The organism is Bradyrhizobium sp. BLXBL-03 (assembly GCF_051853015.1).
Taxonomy (GTDB): Bacteria; Pseudomonadota; Alphaproteobacteria; order Rhizobiales; family Xanthobacteraceae; genus Bradyrhizobium; species Bradyrhizobium manausense.
Genome location: NZ_CP182470.1, coordinates 8,161,600 through 8,186,340, shown reverse-complemented (window position 1 = coordinate 8,186,340; position 24,741 = coordinate 8,161,600). Strand labels below are relative to the sequence as shown.

The 24,741-nt window shown below is 64.3% G+C and carries 18 protein-coding genes; 9 read left to right on the top strand and 9 right to left on the bottom strand.

The features are described 5' to 3' along the window. Window positions 1-35: 35 nt before the first annotated feature. Window positions 36-1,586 carry an acyl-CoA synthetase gene (locus tag ACNJX9_RS38575; RefSeq protein ID WP_439407304.1) on the bottom strand — a complete coding sequence of 517 codons (1,551 nt, stop codon included), beginning with the start codon at window positions 1,584-1,586 and terminating at the stop codon, window positions 36-38. Window positions 1,587-1,852: 266 nt separating this feature from the next. Here ACNJX9_RS38575 and ACNJX9_RS38570 point away from each other — a divergent pair, with 266 nt between their 5' ends. The 6 genes from ACNJX9_RS38570 to ACNJX9_RS38545 all read left to right on the top strand — a co-directional run bounded on the left by ACNJX9_RS38570 (window position 1,853) and on the right by ACNJX9_RS38545 (window position 9,562). Then, on the top strand, window positions 1,853-2,989 hold the full coding sequence (locus ACNJX9_RS38570) for an acyl-CoA dehydrogenase family protein (RefSeq protein WP_439407303.1): 1,137 nt from the start codon (window positions 1,853-1,855) through the stop codon (window positions 2,987-2,989). Between the two features lie 137 nt (window positions 2,990-3,126). Then, on the top strand, window positions 3,127-3,783 hold the full coding sequence (locus tag ACNJX9_RS38565; protein WP_057745953.1) for a glutathione S-transferase family protein: 657 nt from the start codon (window positions 3,127-3,129) through the stop codon (window positions 3,781-3,783). A 197-nt stretch (window positions 3,784-3,980) separates the two neighbouring features. Continuing rightward, on the top strand, window positions 3,981-4,784 hold the full coding sequence (locus tag ACNJX9_RS38560; RefSeq protein ID WP_057745956.1) for a helix-turn-helix domain-containing protein: 804 nt from the start codon (window positions 3,981-3,983) through the stop codon (window positions 4,782-4,784). Between the two features lie 194 nt (window positions 4,785-4,978). Next, complete coding sequence (locus tag ACNJX9_RS38555; RefSeq protein WP_439407302.1) at window positions 4,979-5,845, top strand: 3-keto-5-aminohexanoate cleavage protein; 867 nt, start codon at window positions 4,979-4,981, stop codon at window positions 5,843-5,845. A gap of 112 nt (window positions 5,846-5,957) precedes the next feature. Beyond that, window positions 5,958-7,574, top strand: a complete 1,617-nt coding sequence (locus tag ACNJX9_RS38550; protein ID WP_439407301.1) for an acyl-CoA carboxylase subunit beta — start codon at window positions 5,958-5,960, stop codon at window positions 7,572-7,574. Continuing rightward, window positions 7,571-9,562, top strand: a complete 1,992-nt coding sequence (locus tag ACNJX9_RS38545) for an acetyl-CoA carboxylase biotin carboxylase subunit (RefSeq protein ID WP_439407300.1) — start codon at window positions 7,571-7,573, stop codon at window positions 9,560-9,562. The genes ACNJX9_RS38550 and ACNJX9_RS38545 overlap by 4 nt, the downstream gene beginning before the upstream one ends. Window positions 9,563-9,640: 78 nt before the next feature. Here the strand turns inward: ACNJX9_RS38545 and ACNJX9_RS38540 are convergent, their stop codons facing one another. From ACNJX9_RS38540 to ACNJX9_RS38510, 7 genes are all read right to left on the bottom strand, one after another. Then, on the bottom strand, window positions 9,641-10,636 hold the full coding sequence (locus ACNJX9_RS38540; protein WP_439407299.1) for an ABC transporter ATP-binding protein: 996 nt from the start codon (window positions 10,634-10,636) through the stop codon (window positions 9,641-9,643). After that, window positions 10,633-11,640 (bottom strand): ABC transporter ATP-binding protein, encoded by a 1,008-nt coding sequence (locus tag ACNJX9_RS38535; protein WP_057747182.1) that lies wholly within the window; start codon window positions 11,638-11,640, stop codon window positions 10,633-10,635. The genes ACNJX9_RS38540 and ACNJX9_RS38535 overlap by 4 nt, the downstream gene beginning before the upstream one ends. Further along, window positions 11,640-12,533, bottom strand: coding sequence for an ABC transporter permease (locus ACNJX9_RS38530; RefSeq protein ID WP_439407298.1), 894 nt, complete (start codon window positions 12,531-12,533; stop codon window positions 11,640-11,642). Before ACNJX9_RS38530 ends, ACNJX9_RS38535 begins: the two co-directional genes overlap by 1 nt. A gap of 9 nt (window positions 12,534-12,542) precedes the next feature. Then, window positions 12,543-13,490, bottom strand: a complete 948-nt coding sequence (locus tag ACNJX9_RS38525) for an ABC transporter permease (RefSeq protein ID WP_057747179.1) — start codon at window positions 13,488-13,490, stop codon at window positions 12,543-12,545. Between the two features lie 41 nt (window positions 13,491-13,531). Next, a complete protein-coding gene (locus ACNJX9_RS38520) occupies window positions 13,532-15,130 on the bottom strand; it encodes an ABC transporter substrate-binding protein (RefSeq protein WP_439407297.1) in 1,599 nt (532 codons plus the stop codon). Window positions 15,131-15,445: 315 nt separating this feature from the next. Next, window positions 15,446-16,996, bottom strand: coding sequence for an AMP-binding protein (locus ACNJX9_RS38515; protein WP_439407296.1), 1,551 nt, complete (start codon window positions 16,994-16,996; stop codon window positions 15,446-15,448). Window positions 16,997-17,015: 19 nt separating this feature from the next. Continuing rightward, complete coding sequence (locus tag ACNJX9_RS38510) at window positions 17,016-18,170, bottom strand: iron-containing alcohol dehydrogenase (RefSeq protein WP_439407295.1); 1,155 nt, start codon at window positions 18,168-18,170, stop codon at window positions 17,016-17,018. Window positions 18,171-18,445: 275 nt separating this feature from the next. Here ACNJX9_RS38510 and ACNJX9_RS38505 point away from each other — a divergent pair, with 275 nt between their 5' ends. The 3 genes from ACNJX9_RS38505 (at window position 18,446) to ACNJX9_RS38495 (ending at window position 24,240) form a co-directional block, all read left to right on the top strand. Next, window positions 18,446-19,699 (top strand): efflux RND transporter periplasmic adaptor subunit, encoded by a 1,254-nt coding sequence (locus ACNJX9_RS38505; RefSeq protein WP_439407294.1) that lies wholly within the window; start codon window positions 18,446-18,448, stop codon window positions 19,697-19,699. Beyond that, window positions 19,696-22,860 carry an efflux RND transporter permease subunit gene (locus tag ACNJX9_RS38500; protein ID WP_439407293.1) on the top strand — a complete coding sequence of 1,055 codons (3,165 nt, stop codon included), beginning with the start codon at window positions 19,696-19,698 and terminating at the stop codon, window positions 22,858-22,860. Before ACNJX9_RS38505 ends, ACNJX9_RS38500 begins: the two co-directional genes overlap by 4 nt. A gap of 189 nt (window positions 22,861-23,049) precedes the next feature. Next, complete coding sequence (locus tag ACNJX9_RS38495; RefSeq protein WP_439407292.1) at window positions 23,050-24,240, top strand: ABC transporter substrate-binding protein; 1,191 nt, start codon at window positions 23,050-23,052, stop codon at window positions 24,238-24,240. A gap of 104 nt (window positions 24,241-24,344) precedes the next feature. Here the strand turns inward: ACNJX9_RS38495 and ACNJX9_RS38490 are convergent, their stop codons facing one another. After that, window positions 24,345-24,731: an MAPEG family protein gene (locus ACNJX9_RS38490; RefSeq protein WP_439407291.1), complete on the bottom strand. Its 387-nt coding sequence runs from the start codon at window positions 24,729-24,731 to the stop codon at window positions 24,345-24,347. Window positions 24,732-24,741 lie beyond the last annotated feature (10 nt).

The following is a 24,741-nucleotide window of genomic DNA, read 5'->3' as shown; positions in this document are numbered from 1 at the left end:
GCTCGATCGGCGCGGAATCGCGAGGAGCGCCTTGATCAGGCCTTGGCGACTTTCTTGTCGACCTCCGAAGCCACCGAGAATTCCTTGCGCAGGGTCGGCTTGTGGATCTTGCCGGTGGCGTTGCGCGGCAGGGCATCGACGAAGCGGACCTGGCGCGGGCATTTGAAGCGCGCCAGGTTGGCCGCGCAATGCGCGAAGACATCGGCCTCTGTCAGCTGTTGGCCTTGCTTCACTGCAACGATCGCAAGGCCCACCTCGCCCCATTGCGCGTCAGGAATGCCGATCACCGCGGCTTCCGCGACCGCCGCGATCTGATGCAGAACGTTCTCGACCTCGGCCGGATAGACGTTCTCGCCGCCGGAGATGTACATGTCCTTCCAGCGATCGACGATGTAGTAGAAACCTTCCTCGTCGACGCGCGTGGCATCGCCGGTGTGCAGCCAGCCGTCGGTGAACGACGTCTTGTTGGCCTCGGGCCTGTTCCAGTAGCCCGGCGTGATGTTCGGTCCCTTGACCCAGAGCTCACCGAGCTCGCCGACATCGGCATCGCTGCCGTCGGGGCGCACGATGCGCACTTCCGTGTGCAGCACTGGCTTGCCGGCGGAGCCGGCCTTGCGCGCCGCGTCCTCGCGGTCCAGCACCAGCACGGCCGGTGAGGTCTCGGTCATGCCGTAGCCCTGCTGGAGCGCCACGCCGCGCGCCTCCCATGCCTTCAGCAGCGGCATCGGTATCGGTGAGCCGCCGACACCACAAACGATCAGCCTGGAGAGATCGGTCGTCGCGAAGGCCGGATGCTGCGCCATGAACTGGTAGATCGCTGGCACGCCGAAGAACGCGTTGATGCCGTGTGCGGGATCGTTGATCAGGCCGAGCGCCTCGGTGGGATCGAAGGCGCGCATGATGATCACGGTGCCGCCGGCATGCAGCACGGGATTGGTGTAGCAATTCAGTCCGCCGGTGTGGAACATCGGCAGCACGGTAAGAGCCACCGAGGATGGTCCGATACAGGCGGGGCCCCCGAGATTGACGCAATTCCAGAACGTCATGCCATGCGTGATGGTCGCGCCCTTGGGGTGACCAGTGGTGCCCGACGTGTACATGATGGTCGAGACATCATCGAGCGTGACCTCCTCGGTGCGGTCGAGCGGCTTGGCCGCGGCGATGCCGGCTTCATAGGCTCCGCCGGAGCCGAGCGGCACGCTGGTCGCGACGTTGCAGAGCTTTGCGACGGCGAGCGCTGTCTCGGCCAGTTCGGTGTCGTAGATCATCACGTCAGGCGCGCAATCGCCGGTGATGAACTGAAGCTCGGGAACGGTGAGGCGGATGTTCAGCGGCACGAGGACGGCGCCGAGCCGTCCGCAGGCGAACTGCACGTCCAGCATATCGGTGGTGTTCGGCGCCAGCACGGCGACACGGTCGCCGCGCGAGACCTTCAGCGAGTGACGCAAGAACGAAGCCAGGCGCGAGATGCGGGCGTTGAACTCCGAATAGCTGAAGCGGCGCCCGCTTGCGAGATCGATGGCCGCGACCTTGGAAGGCGCGCGGCGGGCGTGATGAGCGATCCAATCGTAATAACGAACGGCCAACACTCCCTCCCTCGGCGGTCCTGTGTCGTCTGGATTCTTATTGCTGTGCACCATGCCCGGCATGGCCCTGGGAGGCCAGCCGGAGTTTGTGCAGCAGTCTTTTTTGATTTGGAGTTGGCCTGCGACGGGTGAAAATCGTCTTGCGTTGAGTTGCTAGCTCACGGCTTGCCGCCAAGCGGCTCGGCGAATCCAGCCACTCCGCGCAAGTGGGCCGCCGGTGTTCCAGCCATGGTGGAACGGCAGGAGTCGTCGAAAGCAATATCGCAATGAAGAGCCCATTCTATACCGCCGAGCACGACGCCTTTCGCGAAATGATGCGCCGCTTCGTCGACAGGGAGATCGCCCCGTTCGCCCATGAATGGGACGAGGCCGGCGAATTCCCGCGCGCGCTCTATCGCAAGGCAGCTGAGATCGGGCTGTTGGGGCTCGGATTTCCCGAGGAATATGGCGGGATCGCCGCCGACCAGTTCATGAAGATCGTGGCGAGCCAGGAGCTGGCGCGCGCCGGCGCCGGCGGCGTCAGCGCCAGCCTGATGAGCCACACCATCGGCTCGCCGCCGATCGCCCGCGCGGCGCGGCCAGAGATCAAGGCACGCGTGCTGCCGCAGGTGCTGTCGGGCGAGAAGATCTCCGCGCTCGCGATCACCGAGCCGGGCGGCGGCTCAGATGTCGCGAACCTCCGCACCAGGGCGCGGCGCGACGGCGACCACTACGTCGTGAGCGGCGAAAAGACCTTCATCACCTCGGGCGTCCGCGCCGATTATCTGACCGTTGCGGTGCGTACCGGCGGCGAGGGCGCCGGCGGCGTCAGCCTGCTCCTGATCGAGGGCGATACGCCGGGCCTGTCCCGCACCAGGCTGAAGAAAATGGGCTGGTGGGCCTCCGACACTGCGACGCTGCATTTCGATGATTGCCGCGTGCCGGCGGAAAACCTGATCGGCGAGGAGGGGCACGGCTTCAAGATCATCATGCAGAATTTCAACAGCGAGCGGATGGGCATGGCGGCGAGTTGCACCGCCTTCGCGCGGGTCTGCCTCGATGAAGCCATCGTTTACGCCAAGGAGCGCAAGACCTTTGGCAAGCCACTTGCCCAGCACCAGGTCATCAGGCACAAGATCGTCGACATGGCGCAGAAGGTCGCAGCCTCGCAAGCAATGCTCGAGATGTTGGCCTGGCGATTGGAGCAAGGCGAGAGCCCGGTCGCTGAAATCTGCATGATGAAGAACCAGGCGACGCAGACCATGGCGTTCTGCGCCTCGGAAGCCGTACAGATCTTCGGCGGCGCCGGCTTCATGCGCGGCATCAAGGCCGAGCGCATCTACCGCGAAGTCAAGGTCAACGCCATCGGCGGCGGCACCGAGGAGATCATGAAGGATCTGGCGTCAAGGCAGATGGGATTGTGATGGACACCGTCATTCCGGGGCGACGCGAAGCGTCGAGTCCGGAATCGATCGGGCGCCAATCTCCGCAGAGGAATAGATTCCGGGATCGCGCTTCGCGCGCCCCGGAATGACAGGGGAAGAAGTAGAGGAAACGCCTGATGATCACGCTCTATCACTGCGAGGCCGCGCGCTCGTTCCGTCCGCTCTGGATGCTGGAGGAGATGGGGCTGCCTTATGAATTGAAGATGCTGCCGTTCCCGCCGCGCGTCTTCGCCAAGGATTATCTCGCGCTGAATCCGCTCGGCACCATTCCGTATCTGATCGACGGCCAGACCAGGATGACGGAATCCTCCGGCATCTGCCATTATCTCGGCATCAAATACGGCCCGACGCCGCTGATGGTCGGCCCGGAGGATCCCGCCTATGGCGCCTTCCTGAACTGGATGTATTTCAGCGACGCCACGTTAACCTTCCCGCAGACGCTGGTGCTTCGCTACACTCAGCTCGAGCCGGAAGAGCGCCGCAATCCGCAGGTCGCCACCGACTATGCCAAGTGGTTTTTGGGACGGCTGCGCGCGGTCGAGGCGGCGACCGCCAAGACGGAGGCCTTGTGCGCGGGTCGCTTCACAACCGCTGATATTGTCATCGGTTACGCGCTCCGCCTTGCCGACAACATCGGCCTTGCCAAGGATTTCGGCCCGAATGTCGCGGCCTATTGGGCACGCCTGCAGCAGCGCGACGGTTTCAAGCGCGCGGTTGCTGCGGAGCAGAAGGCCGGCGCCGAACAGAATGTTGCGCCAAGGGTGAGGGCGTAAGGGAAGCTGTCATTCCGGGACGGTGCGAAGCATCGAACCCGGAATCTCGGGGTTCCGGGTTCGGTCCTCGAGGACCGCCCCGGAACGACGGGCCTTGTGTCGATGACAGCGCTATCCCGCCGTGACAGCGCCCAGATTTCCGCTAAGGTGACTCTGTTCCGCAGCGGCCTAAGAGCCGCGCGAGGAGGATACCCCAAATGGAAGACATGGGTCGCGAATCCGACCATTTGATGCTGATCACGCCGGAGCGGGTCTTCTATGCCGGCCTGCTCGGCCGGCCCCGCAAGCGAACCCCCGGCTGCTGCCACGTCTATGTCGCGGTAAAGGGCAGCCTGTATATGACCATCGACGACGTGCTCGCCACCGGCGAGCTGTTCGTCACCCTGCCGAACCAGCGGCACTCCATTGCCAGCGACTACCGTACTGCGATCAGCGTGACGCTGGAGCCGGAAAGCGTGCCGGATGGCGTGCTGGAAGATCTGGCGCAGCGGCTGATGGGATCCGACCGCGCGGCCTATGCCCGAAAGATCCTCGCCGCCTACGCGCTGCTGCGCCAGCGCCGCTACGGCGACATCACCACCGCCGAATTCGACGAGATGTGTTTTGGCGAAGCGTTGCCGCGCCGCGTGCTCGACCCCAGGGTGGTGCGTGCAGTCGCCCGCATCGGGCGCTTCTCGGGTGAGCCGGTGACAGCGGATACGTGCGCGGCGGAAGCAGGTCTGTCCGCCTCGCGCTTCCTGCATCTGTTCAAGGAAGAGACCGGCATCTCGTTCCGCTCCTTCCGCGCCTGGAAGCGCGCGCGGCATCTGCTGCACTTCGCCAACCAGAACCTCAACCTCGCCCATCTCGCGCAGGACATCGGCTATCCCGACTCAACGCATTTCAGCCACTCGATCCGCCGCTTCTATGGCTTGAAGCCGCGCGCGATCTTCGTCGGTTCGCGGGATCTTGCGATTTATCGCAGCACCGAGACGGTGAGGGAGCTCGCGGAGGCGGGCTGATCACTTCGTAGGGTGGATTAGCCGAAGGCGTAATCCACCATTTATGCATCCGCGGAGATAGACCTTGGTGGGTGACGCCTTCGGCCACCCTACGGCACCTCCTTGCTTTTCCAGCTTCTCCGCGCAAGAAGCCGGATGCCCAGCATCAGATGATCGCAGGCGTTGAATTCCCAGCGTTGCGAGACATCAGTGATATGAGCGACAAGGCCGTCATCACCTGCGCCCTGAACGGCGTGCTCACCGATCCCAGGCAGCACAACGTGCCGGTGACGCCAGAGCAGATGGCGCGCGAGGCCAGGGCTGCGTTCGATGCCGGCGCGTCCATCATGCACATCCATCTGCGCCAGCAGGCGCCGAACAAGGGGCATCTGCCGTCCTGGGACGTCAGCGTCAGCAGGGAGATCCAGCAGGCGATCCGCGAAGCCTGCCCCGGCGTCATCATCAACCACACCTCGGGCGTCTCAGGGCCGAACTATTCGGGCGCACTCGACTGCATCCGCGAGACCAGGCCGGAGATCGCCGCCTGCAATGCAGGCTCGCTGAATTATCTGAAGGTGAAGGCCGACAACAGCTGGGCCTGGCCGCCCATGATGTTCGACAACGCGGTCGAGAAAGTGAAGGATTATCTCGACGTCATGAATGCGGTCGGCACCATCCCCGAGTTCGAATGTTTCGACGTCGGCATCGTCCGCTGCGTCGGCATGTATCACCAGGTTGGCATGTACAAGGGTCCGCTCGAATATAACTTTGTGATGGGCGTCGCGTCAGGAATGCCATCGGATCCGGAACTGCTGCCGATCCTGCTCAAGCTGAAGCGCCCAGAGGCGCATTGGCAGGTCACGGCCATCGGCCGCGAAGAGATCTGGCCACTGCACCAGCGTTGCGCCGACCTCGGAGGCCACTTGCGCACCGGATTGGAGGATACGTTCTATCTCGCCGACGGCAGGAAGGTGACCTCGAACGGTCAGCTGATCGAAGCCATCGCGGCCTGCGCCCGCCGCGCCGGCCGCGACATCGCGTCACCGGCCGAGGCGCGGAAGATCTTTGGGACGAATCGCTGAAGGTAGCCTCAGCCGTCATTGCGAGCGAAGCGAAGCAATCCAGAGTGCATGCGCGGAAACAGACTGGATTGCTTCGTCGCTTCGCTCCTCGCAATGACGGTAGGATAGAATCATGTCCACCATCGAAAACACCATCTCCCCCGGCAGCGCCGCCTACCATGCCAACCGCGACGGCATGCTCGCGCTGATCGACCGCATGCGCGCGCTGGAAGAGCGCACGCGTGCCGCGTCGGCCGCAGCAAAGGACCGCTTCCACAAGCGTGGCCAGCTCTTGCCGCGCGAGCGCGTCGCCTTGGTGCTCGATCCCGGCGCGCCCTTCATCGAGCTGTCGACGCTCGCCGGCTACATGTTCGACGTGCCGGATGCTGCGAAGAGCGTGCCCGGCGGCGGCGTCATCGCCGGCATCGGCTTCGTCTCGGGCATCCGCTGCATGGTCAGCGCCAGCGATTCCGGCATCGATGCCGGTGCGCTTCAGCCCTTCGGCCTCGACAAGATGCTGCGCGTGCAGGAGCTCGCGCTGGAGAACAAACTGCCTTACGTCCAGCTCGTCGAAAGCGCCGGCGCAAATCTCCTGCGCTACCGGGTCGAGGACTTTGTCCGCGGCGGCAACATCTTTCGCAATCTCGCGCGGCTCTCGGCAGCGGGCCTTCCGGTCGTCACCGTGACGCATGGCTCGTCCACCGCTGGCGGTGCCTATCAGACCGGCCTGTCCGATTACATCGTCATGGTCCGCGGCCGCACCCGCGCCTTTCTCGCCGGGCCGCCGCTGCTGAAGGCCGCGACCGGCGAGATCGCGACGGAAGAAGAGCTTGGCGGTGCCGAGATGCACACGCAGGTTTCTGGTCTTGGCGACTATCTCGCCGAGGACGACCGCGATGGCTTGCGCATCGCCCGCGAGATCATGGCGGCGTTGCAATGGGAGCGGCCGGGCAGGGCGGCTCAAGAGTTCAAGCCGCCGCGCTACGAGCAGGACGAACTGCTCGGCATCATGCCGATGGACCACAAGCGCCCGGTCGACATGAAGCAGGTGATCGCCCGCATCATCGACGATTCCGACTTCACCGAGATGGCGCCGAATTACGGCCCGGCCACCGTCTGCGGCCATGCCCGCATCGAGGGCCAGGCGATCGGCATCATCACCAACAACGGCCCGCTCGATCCTGCCGGCGCCAACAAGGCGACGCATTTCATCCAGGCCTGCTGCCAGACCCGCACGCCGATCCTCTATCTCAACAACACCACCGGCTACATGGTTGGCAAGGCCTATGAAGAGGCCGGCATGATCAAGCACGGCTCCAAGATGATCCAGGCGGTAACCTCGGCGACCGTGCCGCAGATCACCATCTATTGCGGCGCCTCGTTCGGCGCCGGCAATTACGGCATGTGCGGGCGCGGCTTCCATCCGCGCTTCTGCTTCTCCTGGCCCAACGCCAAGACCGCGGTGATGGGCGGCGAGCAGGCCGCCGAGACCATGGCGATCGTGACCGAGGCGGCCGCCGCGCGCCGCGGCAAGCCGGTCGAGAAAGAAAAGCTCGATGCCATGAAGGCACAGATCGTTGGCGTGTTCGACGGCCAGATGGACGTGTTCGCAACCAGCGCCCGTGTGCTCGACGACGGCGTGATCGATCCGCGCGATACCCGCGCGGTCCTTTCCGAGGTGCTCGCGATCTGCCGCGAGGGCGATGCCCGCACGCCCCAGCGCATGCAATTCTCGGTGGCCCGCCCATGAGGAACGGATCAGTGCAGCACCGGCCGTTCGTCAAGGTCTTGATCGCGAACCGTGGCGAGATCGCACTGCGCATCATGCGCAGCGCGCGGCAGCTTGGCCTCGGCGTCGTTGCGGTCTATTCGGATGCAGATCGCGATGCGCCGCATGTGAGGCAGGCCGATCAAGCCGTGCGGATCGGCGAGGCCTTGCCGGCGCAATCCTATCTCAACATCCCCGCGATCATTGCCGCGGCCAGGGCCAGTGGCGCGGATGCCGTGCATCCCGGCTACGGCTTCCTCGCCGAGAACGAGGCGTTTGCGAGAGGCTGCAAGGATGCCGGTCTCGTCTTCATCGGCCCGTCGCCGCAGGCGATCGAGGCGATGGGCAACAAGGCCGGTGCCAAGGAGATCATGAAAAAGGCCGGCGTGCCCGTCGTGCCCGGCTATCAGGGCGCTGAGCAGGGTGACGACGTGATGCTCGCGGCGGCCAAGAACATCGGCTTCCCCGTGATGATCAAGGCGGTCGCGGGCGGTGGCGGGCGTGGCATGCGGCTCGTCACCGACGCCGCATCGTTCCCCGATGCGCTGCGCAGTGCGCGGTCGGAAGCGAAAGCGGCGTTTGGCGATCCGACCGTCATCCTCGAACGCGCCATTCAGAATCCCCGCCACATCGAGATCCAGGTGTTCGGCGACATCAACGGCAACGCCATCCATCTCGGCGAGCGCGACTGCTCGGTGCAGCGCCGGCATCAGAAGCTCATCGAGGAGGCGCCGTCGCCTGCGGTGACACCCGAGCTGCGTGCGAAAATGGGCGAGGTGGCGGTCGCGGCGGTGAAGGCACTGCGCTATGAGGGCGCCGGAACGCTGGAATTCCTGCTCGACGCCAGCGGCGAATTCTATTTCATGGAGATGAACACGCGCCTCCAGGTCGAGCATCCCGTCACGGAAGCGGTCACCGGTCTCGATCTGGTCGAGCTGCAATTGCGCGTCGCACGTGGCGAGGCGTTGCCGGTGAAGCAGCAGGACATCAAATTCTCCGGCCACGCCATCGAGGTGCGGCTCTGCTCGGAAGATGCCGCCCAGGATTTCATGCCGCAATCCGGCCGCATCGCGCGCTGGCAGGTGCCTGATGGCATCCGCGTCGAGCACGCGCTGCAATCGGGCACGGAAATCCCGCCATTCTACGATTCCATGATCGCCAAGGTGATCAGCCACGGCGCCACGCGCGAGGAGGCGAGGCGGCGGCTGATCGTCGGGCTGGAGCAACTCACGGCGCTTGGCGTGACCACCAACCAGGCGTTCCTGATGTCGTGCCTGCGTCATCCCGGCTTTGCCAGGGGCGAGGCGACGACGGCCTTCATCGGTGCGCATCGCGACGAGCTGCTGGCGTCGTCGGGGAATGCTGCATTCAACACGGCACTGGCGGGCCTGCTGCTCTATGTCACCAATCCGCGCGCGAAGGCATGGCGACGCGGCCGCAGCCTGTCAGCGACGTTTCCTCTGCCCGCAAAGATCGAGACCGCCGGTCACGCGCATGAGCTCGAGGTCACCCGCGAGCGCGATGGCAGCTACATCGTTGTCTCCAATGGTCGCCAGGACAAGTTCGAGATCGAGCAGCTCGATGCCGACACAATCCGCTTCCGTCACGATGGTGTGACGGACAGCGCAAGATTCCTGCGCGAGGGCGACCGGTTGCACCTCCAGCGCCGCGGCATCCCGGTTGCGGTCACCGATCTCACCCTCGCGGCCCCCAGGGCTGCGGCAACCAATGGCGGCGATGGCAAAGTCCGCGCCGCGATGAACGGCCGCGTCGTTGCCGTCCTGGTCAAGCCGGGTGACCGCGTCACATCAGGCCAGCCGGTGCTGACGCTGGAAGCGATGAAGATGGAGCACGTCCACAAGGCCGGCATCGATGGTGTTGTCGCGGCCATCGACGTGGTCGAGGGCGAGCAGGTGACGACAGGCAGGATCATCGCGGAGATCGGTAGCGCGGCGAATCCAGTCTCGTAGGGTGGGCAAAGGCGCAAAGCGCCGTGCCCACATCTTTCTACGATTGCGGGATCGTGGGCACGCTCGGCTTTGCCCACCCTACGGCACCGAAGCTGGCTTTCCCGTACCTTCGTTCAACAAGCACGCCACCTGGTGCGCGTCGCCTGCATCCATCAGCACCGGCCGCTCCGTCCTGCATCGCTCCATCGCAAACCGGCAGCGGGTGTGAAACGCGCAGCCGGGCGGCGGATTGACCGGGCTCGGCACGTCGCCGTCGACCAGCGGCGCGAGCTTCTTGGCCAGCGGATTGGCAATCGGCACCGAGGCGAGCAGCGCCTGCGTGTAGGGATGGCGCGGATTGCTGAACAGCTCATCCTTGTCGGCGATCTCGACGATGCGGCCGAGATACATCACCGCCACGCGGTGGCTGATATGGGCGACCACGGCGAGGTCGTGGGCGATGAAGAGATAGGAAAAGCCGTGCCGCTTCTGCAGATCGATCAGCAGATTGATCACCTGTGCCTGGATCGAGACGTCGAGCGCGGACACCGGTTCGTCGCAGACGATCAGGCGCGGCTCCAGCGCGAGCGCGCGCGCGATGCAGATGCGCTGGCGCTGGCCGCCGGAGAATTGATGCGGGAAATTGCGCATCTGGTCGGGGCGGAGGCCGACCTGTTCGAACAGTTTGGCGACCCGCGTCTCCAGCTCTTTGCCGGTTGCGAGACCATGGACCGCGATCGGCTCGCCGACAATATCCCCGGCGGTCATGCGCGGATTGAGCGAGGCGAACGGGTCCTGGAATACGATCTGCATGGCGCGGCGATGCGGTCGCAGCGCCGACTTGGACAGATGCGTGATGTCCTCACCGTCGAGGCGGATCCGGCCTGAAGTCGGCTCGACCAGCCGCAGCACGCTGCGCGCCACCGTCGACTTGCCGCAGCCGGACTCGCCGACAAGGCCGAGCGTCTCGCCGGCTCCAACGGAGAACGAGACGCCGTCGACCGAATGCACGGTGCCGACCTGCCGGCGCAGCACGCCGGCACGCACCGGATAATATTTCTTGAGGTCGGTGACCTCGAGCAGAACCTTGCTCATGCCACCTCCGCCACGTCAGCCGCGCGCCAGCAGGCGGCAAGATGGCCGCCGCCCCAATCGATCAGCGGCGGATATTCGGCTTCGCAGCGCTTGATCGCGAGCTTGCATCGTGGGGCGAAAGCGCAGCCCGCGGGAAGCCGCACCAGCGAGGGGACGGTCCCCGGAATTTCGTTCAGCCGTTCCTGCGCGGCGACGCCGGGCGCAGGCACGGCGGGAATCGAGGCCATCAGCCCGCGCGTGTAGGGATGCTTTGGCGCAGCGAACAGCGCCTCGACACTGGCTTCCTCGACCTTCCGTCCCGCGTACATCACGATCACGCGCTGCGCGGTCTGGGCGACGACGCCGAGATCGTGCGTGATCAGCACGAGGCCGGTCCCTAGCTCCTTCTGCAGATCGAGGATCAGCGCCAGGATCTGCGCCTGGATGGTGACATCGAGCGCGGTAGTCGGCTCGTCCGCGATCAGCAGCGCCGGCCGGCACGCCAGCGCCATTGCGATCATCGCGCGCTGGCGCATGCCGCCAGAGAGTTGATGCGGATATTCGCGCGCGCGCCGCGCCGGCTCCGGGATGCGCACCAGCCGCAGCATCTCGACGGCGATGTCGCGGGCCTGTTTCGATGACAGATTCCGATGCAGCCGCACCGCCTCGACGATCTGGTCGCCGATCCTGATAACAGGATTGAGCGATGTCATCGGCTCCTGGAAGATCATGGAGATGCGATTGCCCCTGACCTTGCGCATCTCGGCCTCGCTCAGGGCCAGGAGATCGGTGGCTTCCAGTGAGACGGAGCCACCAACGATCCGCCCGGGCGGATCGGGCACGAGCCGCATCAAGGACAGTGCGGTAACGCTCTTGCCGCAGCCGGATTCGCCGACGATCGCCAGCGTCTCGCCGCGCTTCACGGTGAACGAGAGATCGTCGACGGCCTTGAACAGGCCGGAATTGGTGAAGAACACCGTCTTCAGGTTCTTCACCTCGAGCACGAGATCGGAGGAATCAGCCATCAGCCGCGCTGCCGGGGATCGAGGATGTCGCGCAGGGCGTCACCAAAAAGATTGGCGCCGAACACGGCGAGGCTGATGGCGATGCCCGGGAAGATCACCAGCCACGGTGCGGTGCGGACATATTCGGCGGCGGATTCGGAGAGCATGCGGCCCCATGACGGGTACGGCTCGGGGATACCGAGGCCGAGGAAAGAGAGCGAAGCCTCGGTCAAAATGGTTGAGCCGAGCTGCGCGGTCGCCAGCACGATCAGCGGCGCCAGCGTGTTCGGCAGCACGTGGCGCAGCGCGATCCGTATCTCGCTCATGCCGATCGATTTCGCCGCCTCGACGAACGGCTGCTCGCGCAGCGCCAGCGTGTTGGCGCGGGTGACGCGCGACACGGTCGGGATCAGCGGAATGGCGATCGCGAGAATGACGTTCGGCAGCGACGGGCCGAGCGCGGCCGTCATGATCAGGGCCAGCACCAAAAGCGGCAGCGCCTGCAGGATGTCGGAGACGCGCTGGAACATGAGATCGACCGAGCCCGAGAGATAGCCTGATGTCAGCCCGACGATCACGCCGATGGTGCCGCCGAGCGCGGTCGAGCCGATGCCGACCGCGAGCGAGATCCGTGCGCCGTGGATGATGCGGCTGAACACGTCGCGGCCAAAGGAATCCGTGCCCATCCAGTGTGCCCAGCTCGGGCGCGCCAGCGCATGCGCGGCATCGACGCTTAAGGGGTCATAGCGCGCGATGAAATCGGCGAAGATCGCAGTCAGCACGAACACCGTCATGATGGTCAGCCCGGCCGCGCCCAGCACATGCCGCTGCGCCAAAAACAGCACGCGCCGCCAGCCGCCGGTCGCATGCGCGCCCGCCCGCCTCAGTTCGACCTCAAAGTCGATTGCAGCCAAGCTGATCTCCTAATCCGTGTACCGGATGCGCGGGTCGAACACCGCGTAGAGCATGTCGACGGTGAAATTCGCGAACACCACCACGACCGCGATGAACATCACGAGGTTCTGCACGATCGGATAATCGCGCCAGCGGATCGCCTCGACCAGGAAGCGGGCGACGCCGGGGATGTTGAACACGGTCTCGGTGACGATGAGGCCGCCGATCAGGAACGCCGCCTCGATGCCGATCACGGTGATCACGGGCAGGATCGCGTTCTTCAGCGCATGGTGATAGTTCACGGCCGCGTCAGATGCGCCCTTGGCACGGGCGGTGCGGATATAATCCTGCCGCAGCACTTCCAGCATGGACGATCGCGTGATGCGCATGGTCAGCGCTGAACTGCGGAAGCCGACCACCATCGCCGGGATGCAATAGGTTGCGAAGGCCTCGGCAAAACTCTGCGGATTGGGATTGAAGATCGGCATCTGCCCGAACATGGCGACGGACGCGGTCAGAACCAGCAGACCGAGCCAGAACGAGGGCAGCGACAATCCGCTCAGGCTCAGCACGCGCAGCGCGTAGTCGATCCGCGAGCCCTGCTTCACCGCGCTGATGACGCCGAGCGGAATGCCGATCGACGCCGAAAACAGCAGCGCGAGCCCGGCGAGCCGCGCGGTGATCGGGATTCGCGGCAGGATTTCCTGCAGCGCCGGCTTCTCCGAGACGTAGGAGTAGCCGAGATCGCCGCGCAGCAAGCCGCCGATCCAGTGCAGATATTGCACCACCAGCGGCTGGTCGATGCCGAGCTGCTTCTCGAGATCGACCTTGTCGGCGGGATCGACGTAGCCGGCCGCGGCGAACAGGATGTCGACGATGTTGCCGGGCACGATACGCAGCAGGAAGAAGATGACGACCGAGATCCCGAACAGGGTCACGAGCATCAGGAACAGGCGCCGCACCAGATAGGCAAACATTCGCGCCCTCCGCCGAAACTGCTAATCTTCAGCCTGCCGCTTTATTTGTCGAGCCACACATCCTCATAGCGAAATCCGTTATAGGAGCTGTTCGACATGATCGTGATCCCCTTGACATAAGGCTGCCAGCAGGTGCCGGCCCGCGCATGGAAGATGATCGGACGGGCGACGTCCTCCTGCAGCTTCTGGTCGATGTCCCAGACCAGTTGCTTGCGCTTGCCAATATCGATCTCCTGCGACTGCAGGTCGAACAGCTTCTCGATCTCCTTGTTGCAGTAATTGGTGTAGTTCCGCTCCGAACCGCAGGAATAGTTCTCGTAGAAGGATTGGTCGGGATCGTCGACGGAATTGCCGGTCAAATTGAGGCCGAGCATGTAGTCCTTGCGCGCAACCTTCGGGAACCAGTTCGCGGTCTCCACCACATCGAGTTCACCGTCGATATAGATGCTCTTGAGCTGGTCGATCAGGATCACCGCGGGATCGCGATATTCCGCCAGATTGCGCGTCGAAACCTTCACAGCCAGATGCTTGTCGGGGCCGTAACCCGCCTTCTGCATCAGCTTCTTCGCTTCTTCGCGGTTCGCGTTCACATCCGGACCGTAACCCGGAATGGTCTGGAGCTTGTCCTTGGGCATGCCCCAGATGCCTTGCGGCGGCGGCAGCATGGTGCCGCCGATGTCGGCCTGACCTGCGAACAGGATATCGACGAACGCCTTCCGATCGAGTGCCAGCGACATCGCGCGGCGGATATCGATGTTGTCGAACGGGGCCGAGGTCGAATTGACAATGATATTGGTCGAGACGTTGGTCGGTTCGACGACGCAGACCGCGTTCGGCGCCTGCGACTTGATGTCCTTCAGCAACGGGATGGTGATATGCGTCGGGAACGTCATGTGGAACTTGCCGGCGACGAAGGCGAGGATCGCGGTCGAGCGGTTCGGGATGATGGTGTATTCGATGCCGTCGAGATAGGGCAGGTCCTTCTTCCAATAGTCCGGATTCCGCGTCAGCTTGATCGATTCATTGGCCTTGAACTCGACGAATTTGTAGGGGCCGGTCCCGATCGGGTGGGTGCGCATGTCCGCCGGCGAGACGTGGCAGGGATAGATCGGCGTATAGCCGGAGGCGAGCATCGCCAGCAGCGAGGGCTGCGGCCGCTTCAGGTTGAAGGAGACCTCGAAGTCGCCGTTTGGTGTGACGTCGTCGACCTCGCTGTACCAGGCCTTGCGCGGATTCTGCCGCAGCTTCTGCTGCGACTTGCCCATGAGGAGGTCGAATGTGCATTTGACGTCGGCCGACGTGAACGGCTTGCCGTCATGCCATTTGACGCCCTGGCGCAGCTTGAACGTCAGTCTCTTGTTGTCACTGCCCCAGGACCAGCTCTCGGCCAGCTCAGGCCTGAGTGTATCAGGACTGTTTTGCGCGATATGCTGATCATAGATGACGAGATTGTTGAACACCCCCATGAAGGGCACGTTGACCGAATAGGTCGCGCCCTCGAGGATCGACGCATTCGCCGGGCTGTCGCGGTGATACATCCGCAGGATTCCGCCCTGCTTGGGCTCGCCGGCGAAAGTCGTGGTCGAAAACGCCAACAAAGACAACGCCGCCGCCGCGGCGAGTGCCCGCACGCTCCGCATCCTCGGTCCTCCCTGGACACCAGTCTCTTGGGCCGTTTACGGCCTGTTTGACCGGACGATAGCCGACGGGTGCAAGGTGAGGCAACGGGCTAAAGCGCTTGAGGGCCTTGGTAATTTGGATGACGTAACGCCGCAGGCATTCACATTTTCATAATGGGAAAGTGCAGGTGCGAAGGGTTCCGGAGCTGACGTCGTGCAATCCTTAACCAACAAACTCGATCGTCGTCCCTGCCCCCGTGCGGAATTGCGCACTAGGCCGGGACGACACCGAGTTTTTTGCGTTAGCCGGGCAGGCAACGCAGTAGCAGCAAGCTTTCACACAATCCTTGACGTCTTGTTGCCCCAATACCGGTCCCGCAGCAGCCGTTTGTACAGTTTTCCCGTCGGCAGCCGCGGCAATTCCTTCTCGAAATCCACCGAGCGCGGCACCTTCTGCCGCGACAGCGATTTTGCGCAGAAGGCGATCAGCTCCTCCGCAAGCGCCTCGCCAGGCATTACGCCCGGCATCGGCTGCACGACGGCCTTCACATCCTCGCCGAGATCGGCATTGGGCACGCCGAACACGGCGGCATCCGCAACCTTGGGATGGGTGATCAGCAAATTCTCGCATTCCTGCGGATAGATGTTCACGCCGCCGGAGATGATCATGAAGGTGGCGCGATCGGTGAGATAGAGGAAGCGGTCCTCGTCGACATAGCCGACATCGCCGACCGTGCTCATGCTGCCGTCGGCCGAGCGCGCCTCCTTCGTCTTCTCGGGGTCGTTGAAATATTCAAACGGCGACGCCGTCTTGAACCAGACTTGGCCCGGCGTGCCGGTCGGGCACTCCCGCATATTCTCGTCGAGAATGTGGAGGTCGCCCAGCAGCACCTTGCCGACGGTGCCGCGATGCGCCAGCCATTCCTCGCTGTTGCAGGCGGTGAAGCCGAGGCCTTCGGTCGCGCCATAATATTCGTGGATGATCGGGCCCCACCATTTGATGATGTCATCCTTGACCAGCGCCGGGCAGGGTGCCGCGGCGTGGATCGCGATCTCCAGCGAAGAAAGGTCGTAGCGCTTGCGCACCTCTTCCGGCAGCTTCAACATCCGTGAGAACATCGTCGGCACCAGCTGGGTGTGGGTGATGCCCCATTGCTGGACGAGTTGAAGGTAACGCTCGGGATCGAATGTCTCCATGATGATCACGGTGCCGCCCATCCGGATGGTGAGATTGACGGCAGCCTGCGGTGCGGAATGGTAGAGCGGCGCCGGCGACAGATAGACCATGCCCTCGCGATAGTGCCAAAGCCTTGTCAGGAAATCGAACAGCGGCAGATTGTGTTTTGGCGGCTCTTCCGGCAACGGCCGCAAGATGCCTTTCGGCCGCCCCGTCGTGCCGGATGAATAGAGCATGGCCGTGCCGAGCCATTCATCCGCGATCGGCGTCTTCGGCAGGTCGGCGGTGACGTCGGCAAGGCCCACAATGCGATCGCTCTCCCCCGGGCCGTCGGCGACGATGCAGAGCTTGACATCGGGGCAGGCCTGGATCGCCTCGCGCGCGATGCCGAGCTTTGCCACCGACGTGATCAGGATCTTGGACTGGCTGTTGACGAGGAGATAGGCGAGCTCCCCCGGCGTCAGGAACGAGTTGATGCAGGTATAGTACAGTCCGGACCGCTCGCCCGCGCCGCAGGCTTCGAGATATCGGGAGTTGTTCTCCATGAAGATCGAGTAGTGATCGAGCCGTTTCAATCCGTGCTTGCGAAACAGATGCGCCAGCCGATTGCTTCGCGCGTCCAGCTCGCGATAGGTGACGGCCTCGCCGGTCGCCGCCATGATGAAGGCGGGCTGCAGCGGGCGCAGGCGGGCATGCAGACCAGGGTACATCAGTCCTCCTGCCTTAATATCATGCAGCGAGATCCAGGATTTCGCGTATCTGCGGCGGGCTCTCGATCTTGCGCGGATTATGCGGAATCCAGTTCGTGCGCATCGCCTGCTCGGCGATGGAGTCGAAATGCTCGGGCGAGACACTCACCTCAGCGAGGCTGCGCGGCATGCCCAGCGAGCGGATGAAGGCGTCGAGCACGTCGGCGGCGTTGTGACCGGGAAAGCCCATCGCGGCGGCGACGATCATCTGGCGCTCGGCATTGGCGCTCGCGTTCCAGCGCATCACCGCCGGCAGCATGATGCAGGAGGTGTGGCCATGCGGCACGCCGAAGGCGGCGCCCAGCACGTAGCCGATGCCGTGGCTCGCGCCCATCGGCACGCCGGCCGCGAGCGCGCCCATCGACAGCCAGGTGCCGATCTGCGCGTCCATCCGCGCGTCGAGATCTCTGGGGTCGGCCTTCACCCGCGGCAACGCGTCGGCGAGCATGGCGAGGCCCTTCACCGATTGCGCGTCGGCGTAAGGGTGGGTCTCGTGCGAGCAGATCGCCTCGACGCAATGGTCGATGGCGCGGATGCCGGTGGAGAGAAACAGCCATTCCGGCGTGTGCACGGTGATCGCAGGGTCGAGAATGGTCGCGCGCGGCACGGTGAGCGGATGCCGCAGCATCTGCTTCACATGCGTGCTGCTGTCGGTCACGCCGGCGAGCGACGAGAACTCGCCGCCGGCAATCGTGGTCGGCACGCTGATCTGGCGCACGGTCGGCGCGCTCATCTCGGGCGCGACGCCCTTGCGCACACGGATGCGGTCGATGCCTGCGATATCGTCGATCCCATTGGCAAGGCAGAGCTGCACCGCCTTGGCGCCGTCGGTGATCGAGCCGCCGCCGACAGTGACGATGAGATCTGCGCCGGCCTCGCGTGCCGCATTGGTGGCCGCGATCACCGCCTCGCGCGGCGTGTGCGCGGGCATCGCATCGAACAGCCCGACACAGCGCGAGCCCAGCGCCTGCACGATCCTCGCGATCTCATCGGTCTGGCGGTTGAGCGTCCCTGACACCATCAGGAAGGCGCGGCGTGTTCCCAGCCGGTCCATCTGCGCGACGACGGCCTCGGCCGCCGGATGGCCGAACACGACCTCCTCGATCGCGCCGTAAACGACACGTCCCTGGTGCACGCCTGTCCTCCCCGGACAATTCGTTTTGATTTGTTGGGGGTAGTCTAGCCAAGCCGGCCGCCTCCGTCATGTGCGAAGACGCTGATCTCTCGTCTCCCTCGCCCCGCGAGCGGGGGAGAGGCGAAGGCAATGTCAACCCGTCATCAGGCTAGGACATCCGGCGGAGCATTGCGGGTGACGTAGTCTTGAAGATTTCATCATCGCCACCCATCTTGTGGCGCCCGCGGGTAGAGGACTACGCTGCATTTTCCGCGGCTTTCATGCGAGGACCAGGGATGAGTGGATCGGACGGAAGCGAGCAATTTGTCAAAACGCACGATTTCGTTCGGCCCAAGCTTTATGACAAGCCTTATGACAAGCCTCATGCCAAGCCCTACGCCATAGCCGGCCTTCTCGTCGCCGCCTTCGCACTCAGTGGCTGTGGCCAGCCCACCTCGCAAGCGGCTGCGCCGCCGCCTCCGGCGGTGACCGTCGCCCAGCCGGTCAAGCGCACCGTCACTGATTGGGATGAGTTCACCGGCCGCTTCGAGGCGGTCGAGGAGGTGCAGGTGCGTCCGCGTGTCGGCGGCTTCGTCAACTCGGTCGAATTCCAGGACGGTGCCATCGTGCACCAGGGTGATCTGCTTTACGTCATCGACCCCCGGCCGTTCGAGGCAGTGGCGGCGCAGGCCGACGGCCAGCTCTCCGACGCCCGCGCCAAGGTGGAGCTGGCCAAGCGCGAGCTTGATCGTGGCCTGAACCTGGTCCAGACCAGCGCGGTCTCCGAGCAGGTCGTCGACCAGCGGCGCCAGGCCTTGCAGGCCGCGCACGCGGCGGAAACCCAGGCCGAAGGCGCACTGCAAGCCGCCCGGCTCAACATCGAGTTCACCCATGTCACAGCGCCGCTGACCGGCCGCGTCAGCCGGCACCTCGTCAGCCCCGGCAACCTTGTGCAGGGCAGCGACACCGGCACCTCGACGCTGCTGACCTCGATCGTCTCGCTCGATCCGATCTACATCTATTTCGACATGGATGAGACGACCTTCATCAAATACAGCAAGCTGTGGTTTGAAGGGAAACGTCCGAGTTCGCGCGATACTGCGAACCCCGTGCAGGTGACGCTCGCAGGCGAGACCAAGCCGTCGCATGACGGCGCCATCAACTTCCTCGACAACCGCCTCGATGTCTCCACGGGGACGCTGCGCAGCCGCGCGGTGGTCAAGAACACCGACCTCTCGATTCTGCCCGGCCAGTTCGGCCGCGTTCGCCTGATCGGCAGCGCGCCGTACGAGGCGCTGCTGATTCCGGATGCAGCAGTCGCGACCGACCAGTCGCGCAAGATCGTGTTCGTGGTGAAGCCCGACGATACTGTGGAAGCGCGCCCGGTGGTGCTCGGGCCCCTCGATGACGGCCTGCGCGTGATCCGCGAAGGGTTGAAGGCCGAGGACCGCGTCATCGTCAATGGCATCCAGCGCGCCCGTGTTGGCGCCAAGGTCACCCCGCAGACCGCTCAAGCGCCGGCCGGTGGCAAGGCTGGTGACAAGTCATGAATCTTGGCCGTCTGTCCATCAACCAGCCCATCCTCGCGATGGTGCTGTCGATCGTGCTCCTGATCGTCGGTACGCTCGCTTATTTTACGCTACCAATCTCCGAATATCCGCAAGTGGTGCCGCCGACCGTCGTCGTCACCACGCAATATCCCGGCGCCTCGGCGCAGACCGTGTCCGACACCGTCGCTGCTCCGATCGAGCAGCAGATCAACGGCGTCGAGGACATGCTGTATCTCTACAGCCAGGCGACCTCGAACGGCCAGCTCACCATCACCGTCACGTTCAAGCTCGGCACCGATCTGGACAAGGCCCAGGTGCTGGTGCAGAACCGCGTCGCGATCGCGCAGCCGCAGCTGCCGGACGAGGTGCAGCGCAACGGCGTCGTCACCCGCAAGAACTCGCCCGACATCCTGATGGTCGTGTTCATGCTGTCGCCCGACGACACGTTCGACCAGCTCTATATCTCCAACTACGCACTGCTCCAGGTCCGCGACCAGCTGCTCCGTATCGACGGCGTCGGCGACATCCAGATCTTTGGCGCGCGCGACTATTCGATGCGGCTGTGGCTCGATCCTGATCGCATCGCCAATCTCGGCCTGACCTCGGCCGAGGTGCTGGCCGCGATCCGCGCCCAGAACGTTCAGATCGCGGGCGGCCAGATCGCCGAGCCGCCGATCGCCGACCGCGCCTTCCAGCCGAACCTGGTATTCACCGGGCGTCTGAAAGACCAGAAGCAGTTCGAGGACATCCTGATCAAGGCCGGCTCCGACGGCCGCACGGTGCGCCTGCGCGACGTCGCCCGCATCGAGCTCGGTGCTTTGGCCTATTCGACCAACAGCTTCCTGCTGCGCAAATCCGCGGTCGCCATGCTGGTGACGCAGCGGCCGGGCTCGAATGCGCTCGCGACGGCCAAGAACATCTCCGACACCATGGCGAGGCTCAAGCAGAGCTTTCCGAAGGGCCTCGACTTCAACATCGGCTACAACCCGACCGAGTTCATCGCGCAGTCGGTCCACGAGCTGATCAAGACCATCTACGAGGCCATGCTGCTCGTGGTCGTCGTCGTGCTGGTGTTTTTGCAGGGGTGGCGGCCGGCGATCATCCCGATCATCGCGATTCCGGTGTCGCTGGTCGGCACTTTCGCGGTGATGGCGGCGCTTGGCTTCTCCATCAACAATCTCACGCTGTTCGGGCTCGTGCTCGCCGTCGGCATCGTGGTCGACGATGCCATCGTCGTGGTCGAGAATGTCGAGCGGCATCTCGAGCACGGCCTCAGCCGGCGCGACGCGGCGCTGAAGACGATGGAGGAGGTCGGCGGCGCGCTGGTCTCGATTGCGCTCGTGCTCTGCGCAGTGTTCGTGCCGACGGCGTTCCTGGGCGGCATCTCCGGGCAGTTCTTCCAGCAATTCGCGGTGACCATCGCGGTTGCGACCGCGATCTCCTGCTTCTGCTCGCTGACGCTGTCGCCCGCACTGGCCTCGCAGATCCTCACCCCGCATGAGGAGAAGCGGCCGCCCGCCGCCTGGAATCTGCTTGCGCGGGGTTGGAACGCCTTCACCGGCGCCTTCAATCGTGTGTTCGATCGGCTTTCGCATGGCTATGCCGGCCTCGCCAATTTCGTGATCCGGCACGCGGTGGTGATGCTGCTGATTTATGTCGTGCTGATTGGCAGCGCAGGCTGGTTGATCGGGACGACGTCGCAGGGCTTCATCCCGGCCCAGGACCGCGGCTACGTCATCATCTCGGTGCAATTGCCGGGGGCGGCCTCGCTGGCGCGCACCACCGAGATCGTGCGGGAGATCGAGCGGATCTCGCTGGACACGCCAGGCATCATCCGTGTTGCGGCCTTTGCCGGCTTCTCGGGCGCGACACGAACCCAGGCCGGCAATGCGGCGGCGCTCTTCCCTGTGTTCGATGAGCCCGAGGTGCGGCTGAAGAAGGGCCTGACGGCGAATGCGATCACGGCCGAGCTGCGCAAGCGCCTCGCCGCGATCCAGGGTGCCTTCATCATCGTGATTCCGCCACCGGCCGTGCCCGGCATCGGCACCGGCGGCGGCTTCGCCATCCGCATCCAGGACCGGCAGGGCCGTGGACCGCAGCTGCTGGCGTCAGCGACCGACGAGCTTGTCGCCGCCGCGCGCAAATCGCCCGCGCTGCTTGCCCCCTCGGTGTTCTCGCCGTTCTCGGCCAATACGCCGCAGCTGTTCGTCGACATCGACCGCACCAAGGCGCAGAAGCTTGGCGTGCCGATCTCGAACATCAACGACACGATCCAGACCTATTTCGGGTCGACCTATGTCAACGACTTCAACCTGTTCGGTCGCACCTATCATGTCACCGCGCAGGCTGATTTCCCGTTCCGCAAGGAGCCTGCTGATCTTGCGCGGCTGCGCACGCGCAACGCCTCCGGCGACATGGTGATGCTCGGCAGCGTGGTCGACTTCAGGGACGTCTCGGGTCCGGATCGCGTGGCGCGCTACAATCTCTACGCGGCGTCCGAATTGCAGGGCGAGCCGGCGCCGGGGACGAGCTCGACCACCGCGCTCAACGCCATCAAGAAGCTCGCCGACGACACCTTGCCGAGCGGCTTCACCTTCGAATGGACCGACCTGTCCTATCAGCAGATCACCGGCGGCAATGCCGGCCTCTACGTGTTCCCGATCTGCGTGCTGTTCGTCTATCTCGTGCTCGCCGCGCAATATGGCAGCTGGACGCTGCCGTTCGCGGTGATCCTGATCGTGCCGATGTGCCTGCTCGCTGCCACCATCGGCGTGCGCATCATGGGCCAGGACGTCAACATCCTGACCCAGATCGGCTTCGTCGTGCTGGTGGGGCTCGCGGCCAAAAACGCGATCCTCATCGTCGAGTTCGCGCGCGACATCGAGAAGGAAGGCAAGCCGCGGCTGGAGGCCGTGATCGAGGCCTGCCGCCTGCGCCTGCGGCCGATCCTGATGACGTCCTTCGCCTTCATCCTCGGCGTGCTGCCGCTGGTGATCTCGTCCGGTTCAGGTTCCGAGATGCGCCAGGCCGTCGGCGTCGCCGTGTTCTTCGGCATGATCGGCGTCACGCTGTTCGGCCTGCTGTTCACGCCGATCTTCTATGTGGTGGTGCGGAACCTGGCCGAGGGGCGGAACGAGAAGGGCGTGGTCTCGTCATCTTGACCATCAGCCTATCCGCAATCTCGATGTCGTCCCGGCCTAGTGCGCTATTGCGCAAGGGGGCCGCGACGACACCGACTGTTGGGCGTGCAGAAGCCATACTAACGACCAACACGAACCCCATGGGCACGCCCGTTGTTCTTCACTACACTCCGCGCGATTTCATAACAGAACACTGCTGGGAGATAACGAATGAAATCAGGACTTTTGGCCGCTGTCGCAATTTCGGCTTTGTTGCTGGCCGCGCCGGCCCTCGCGCAGGGCGTCAAGATCGGCATTCTCAACGATCAATCCGGCGTCTACGCCGACTACGGCGGCAAATGGTCGGTCGAGGCGGCCAAGATGGCGATCGAGGATTTTGGCGGCGAGGTGCTCGGGCAGAAGATCGAGCTTGTCACGGCCGATCACCAGAACAAGCCTGACCTCGCCACCTCGATCGCACGGCGCTGGTACGACGTCGAGAACGTCGACATGATCACGGAGCTGACCACCTCCTCGGTCGCGCTCGCGATCCACGAGCTCTCCAAGGAAAAGAAGAAGATCGACATCGTGGTGGGCGCGGCGACATCGCGCCTTACCGGCGATGCCTGTCAGCCCTACGGCTTCCACTGGGCATTCGATACGCGCGCGCTCGCCGTCGGCACCGGCGGCGCGCTGGTGAAGGCAGGCGGCGACAGCTGGTTCTTCCTCACCGCCGATTACGCCTTCGGCTATGCGCTGGAGAAGGACACCAGCGAGATCGTCACCGCCAATGGCGGCAAGGTGCTGGGCTCGGTCCGCGTGCCCCTGAACTCGTCAGACTTCTCCTCCTTCCTGCTGCAGGCGCAGAGCTCGAAGGCCAAGATCGTCGGACTCGCCAATGCCGGCCTCGATACGACCAACTCGATCAAGCAGGCTGCGGAGTTCGGCATCGTCTCTGGTGGCCAGAAGCTCGCTGGTTTGCTGATGGTACTCTCGGACGTTCATGGTCTCGGGCTTCAGGTTGCGCAGGGCCTCGTGCTCACCGAAGGCTATTACTGGGATCTCAACGACAAGACGCGCGACCTCGGCGAACGCTTCTTCAAGCGCACCGGGCGGATGCCCAACATGATCCAGGCCGGGACTTATTCGGCTACGCTGAGCTACCTGAAGGCAGTCAAGGCGGCCGGCAGCAAGGACACCGAGGCCGTCGCCAGGAAGCTCAAGGAGCTGCCGGTCGACGACGCTTTCGCCAAGGGCAAGGTGCTCGAGAACGGCCGCATGGTCCACGACATGTATCTGTTCGAGGTCAAGAAGCCCTCGGAGTCGAAGAAGCCCTGGGACTATTACAAGCAGCTCGCCGTCGTCCCCGGCGACCAGGCGTTCTTCACCGCCAAGGACAGCGGCTGCCCGCTGACGAAGTGACGCGCGGCGTCATTCCGGGGCGATGCGAAGCATCGAACCTGGAATCTCGAGATTCCGGGTTCGGCGCTGGCGCGCCGCCCCGGAATGACACTTACGATCATCCCTCACACCAACCTCATCATCACCGCCCCGAGCGCTCCCACCCACAGCGCGATGGCTGCCACGCCCTGGATCGCAAACCCCGGGCCGCGCTTGGCGGCGGCCTGCGAATAGCCGGTGAAATAGGCGATGCGGCCGATGATCCAGATCGCGCCGATCGCGGCCGCAATGGGATCGCTGATATAGATCGCGAACAGCCATAGCGACGGCAGGAAGATCGGCATCCATTCCAGCGTGTTCATCTGGATACGAAAGGCGCGCTCGAAGTCCGGATGGCCCGAAATCGCCGGCACCTTCACGCCGGTCCTGGTCCGCGACCGCGAGACATTGATGCAGGTGAAGAAATAGAAGGCCAGCGACAGCAGCGTGACGAGGGCGGTGAGACGGTACATTGCGGGATCC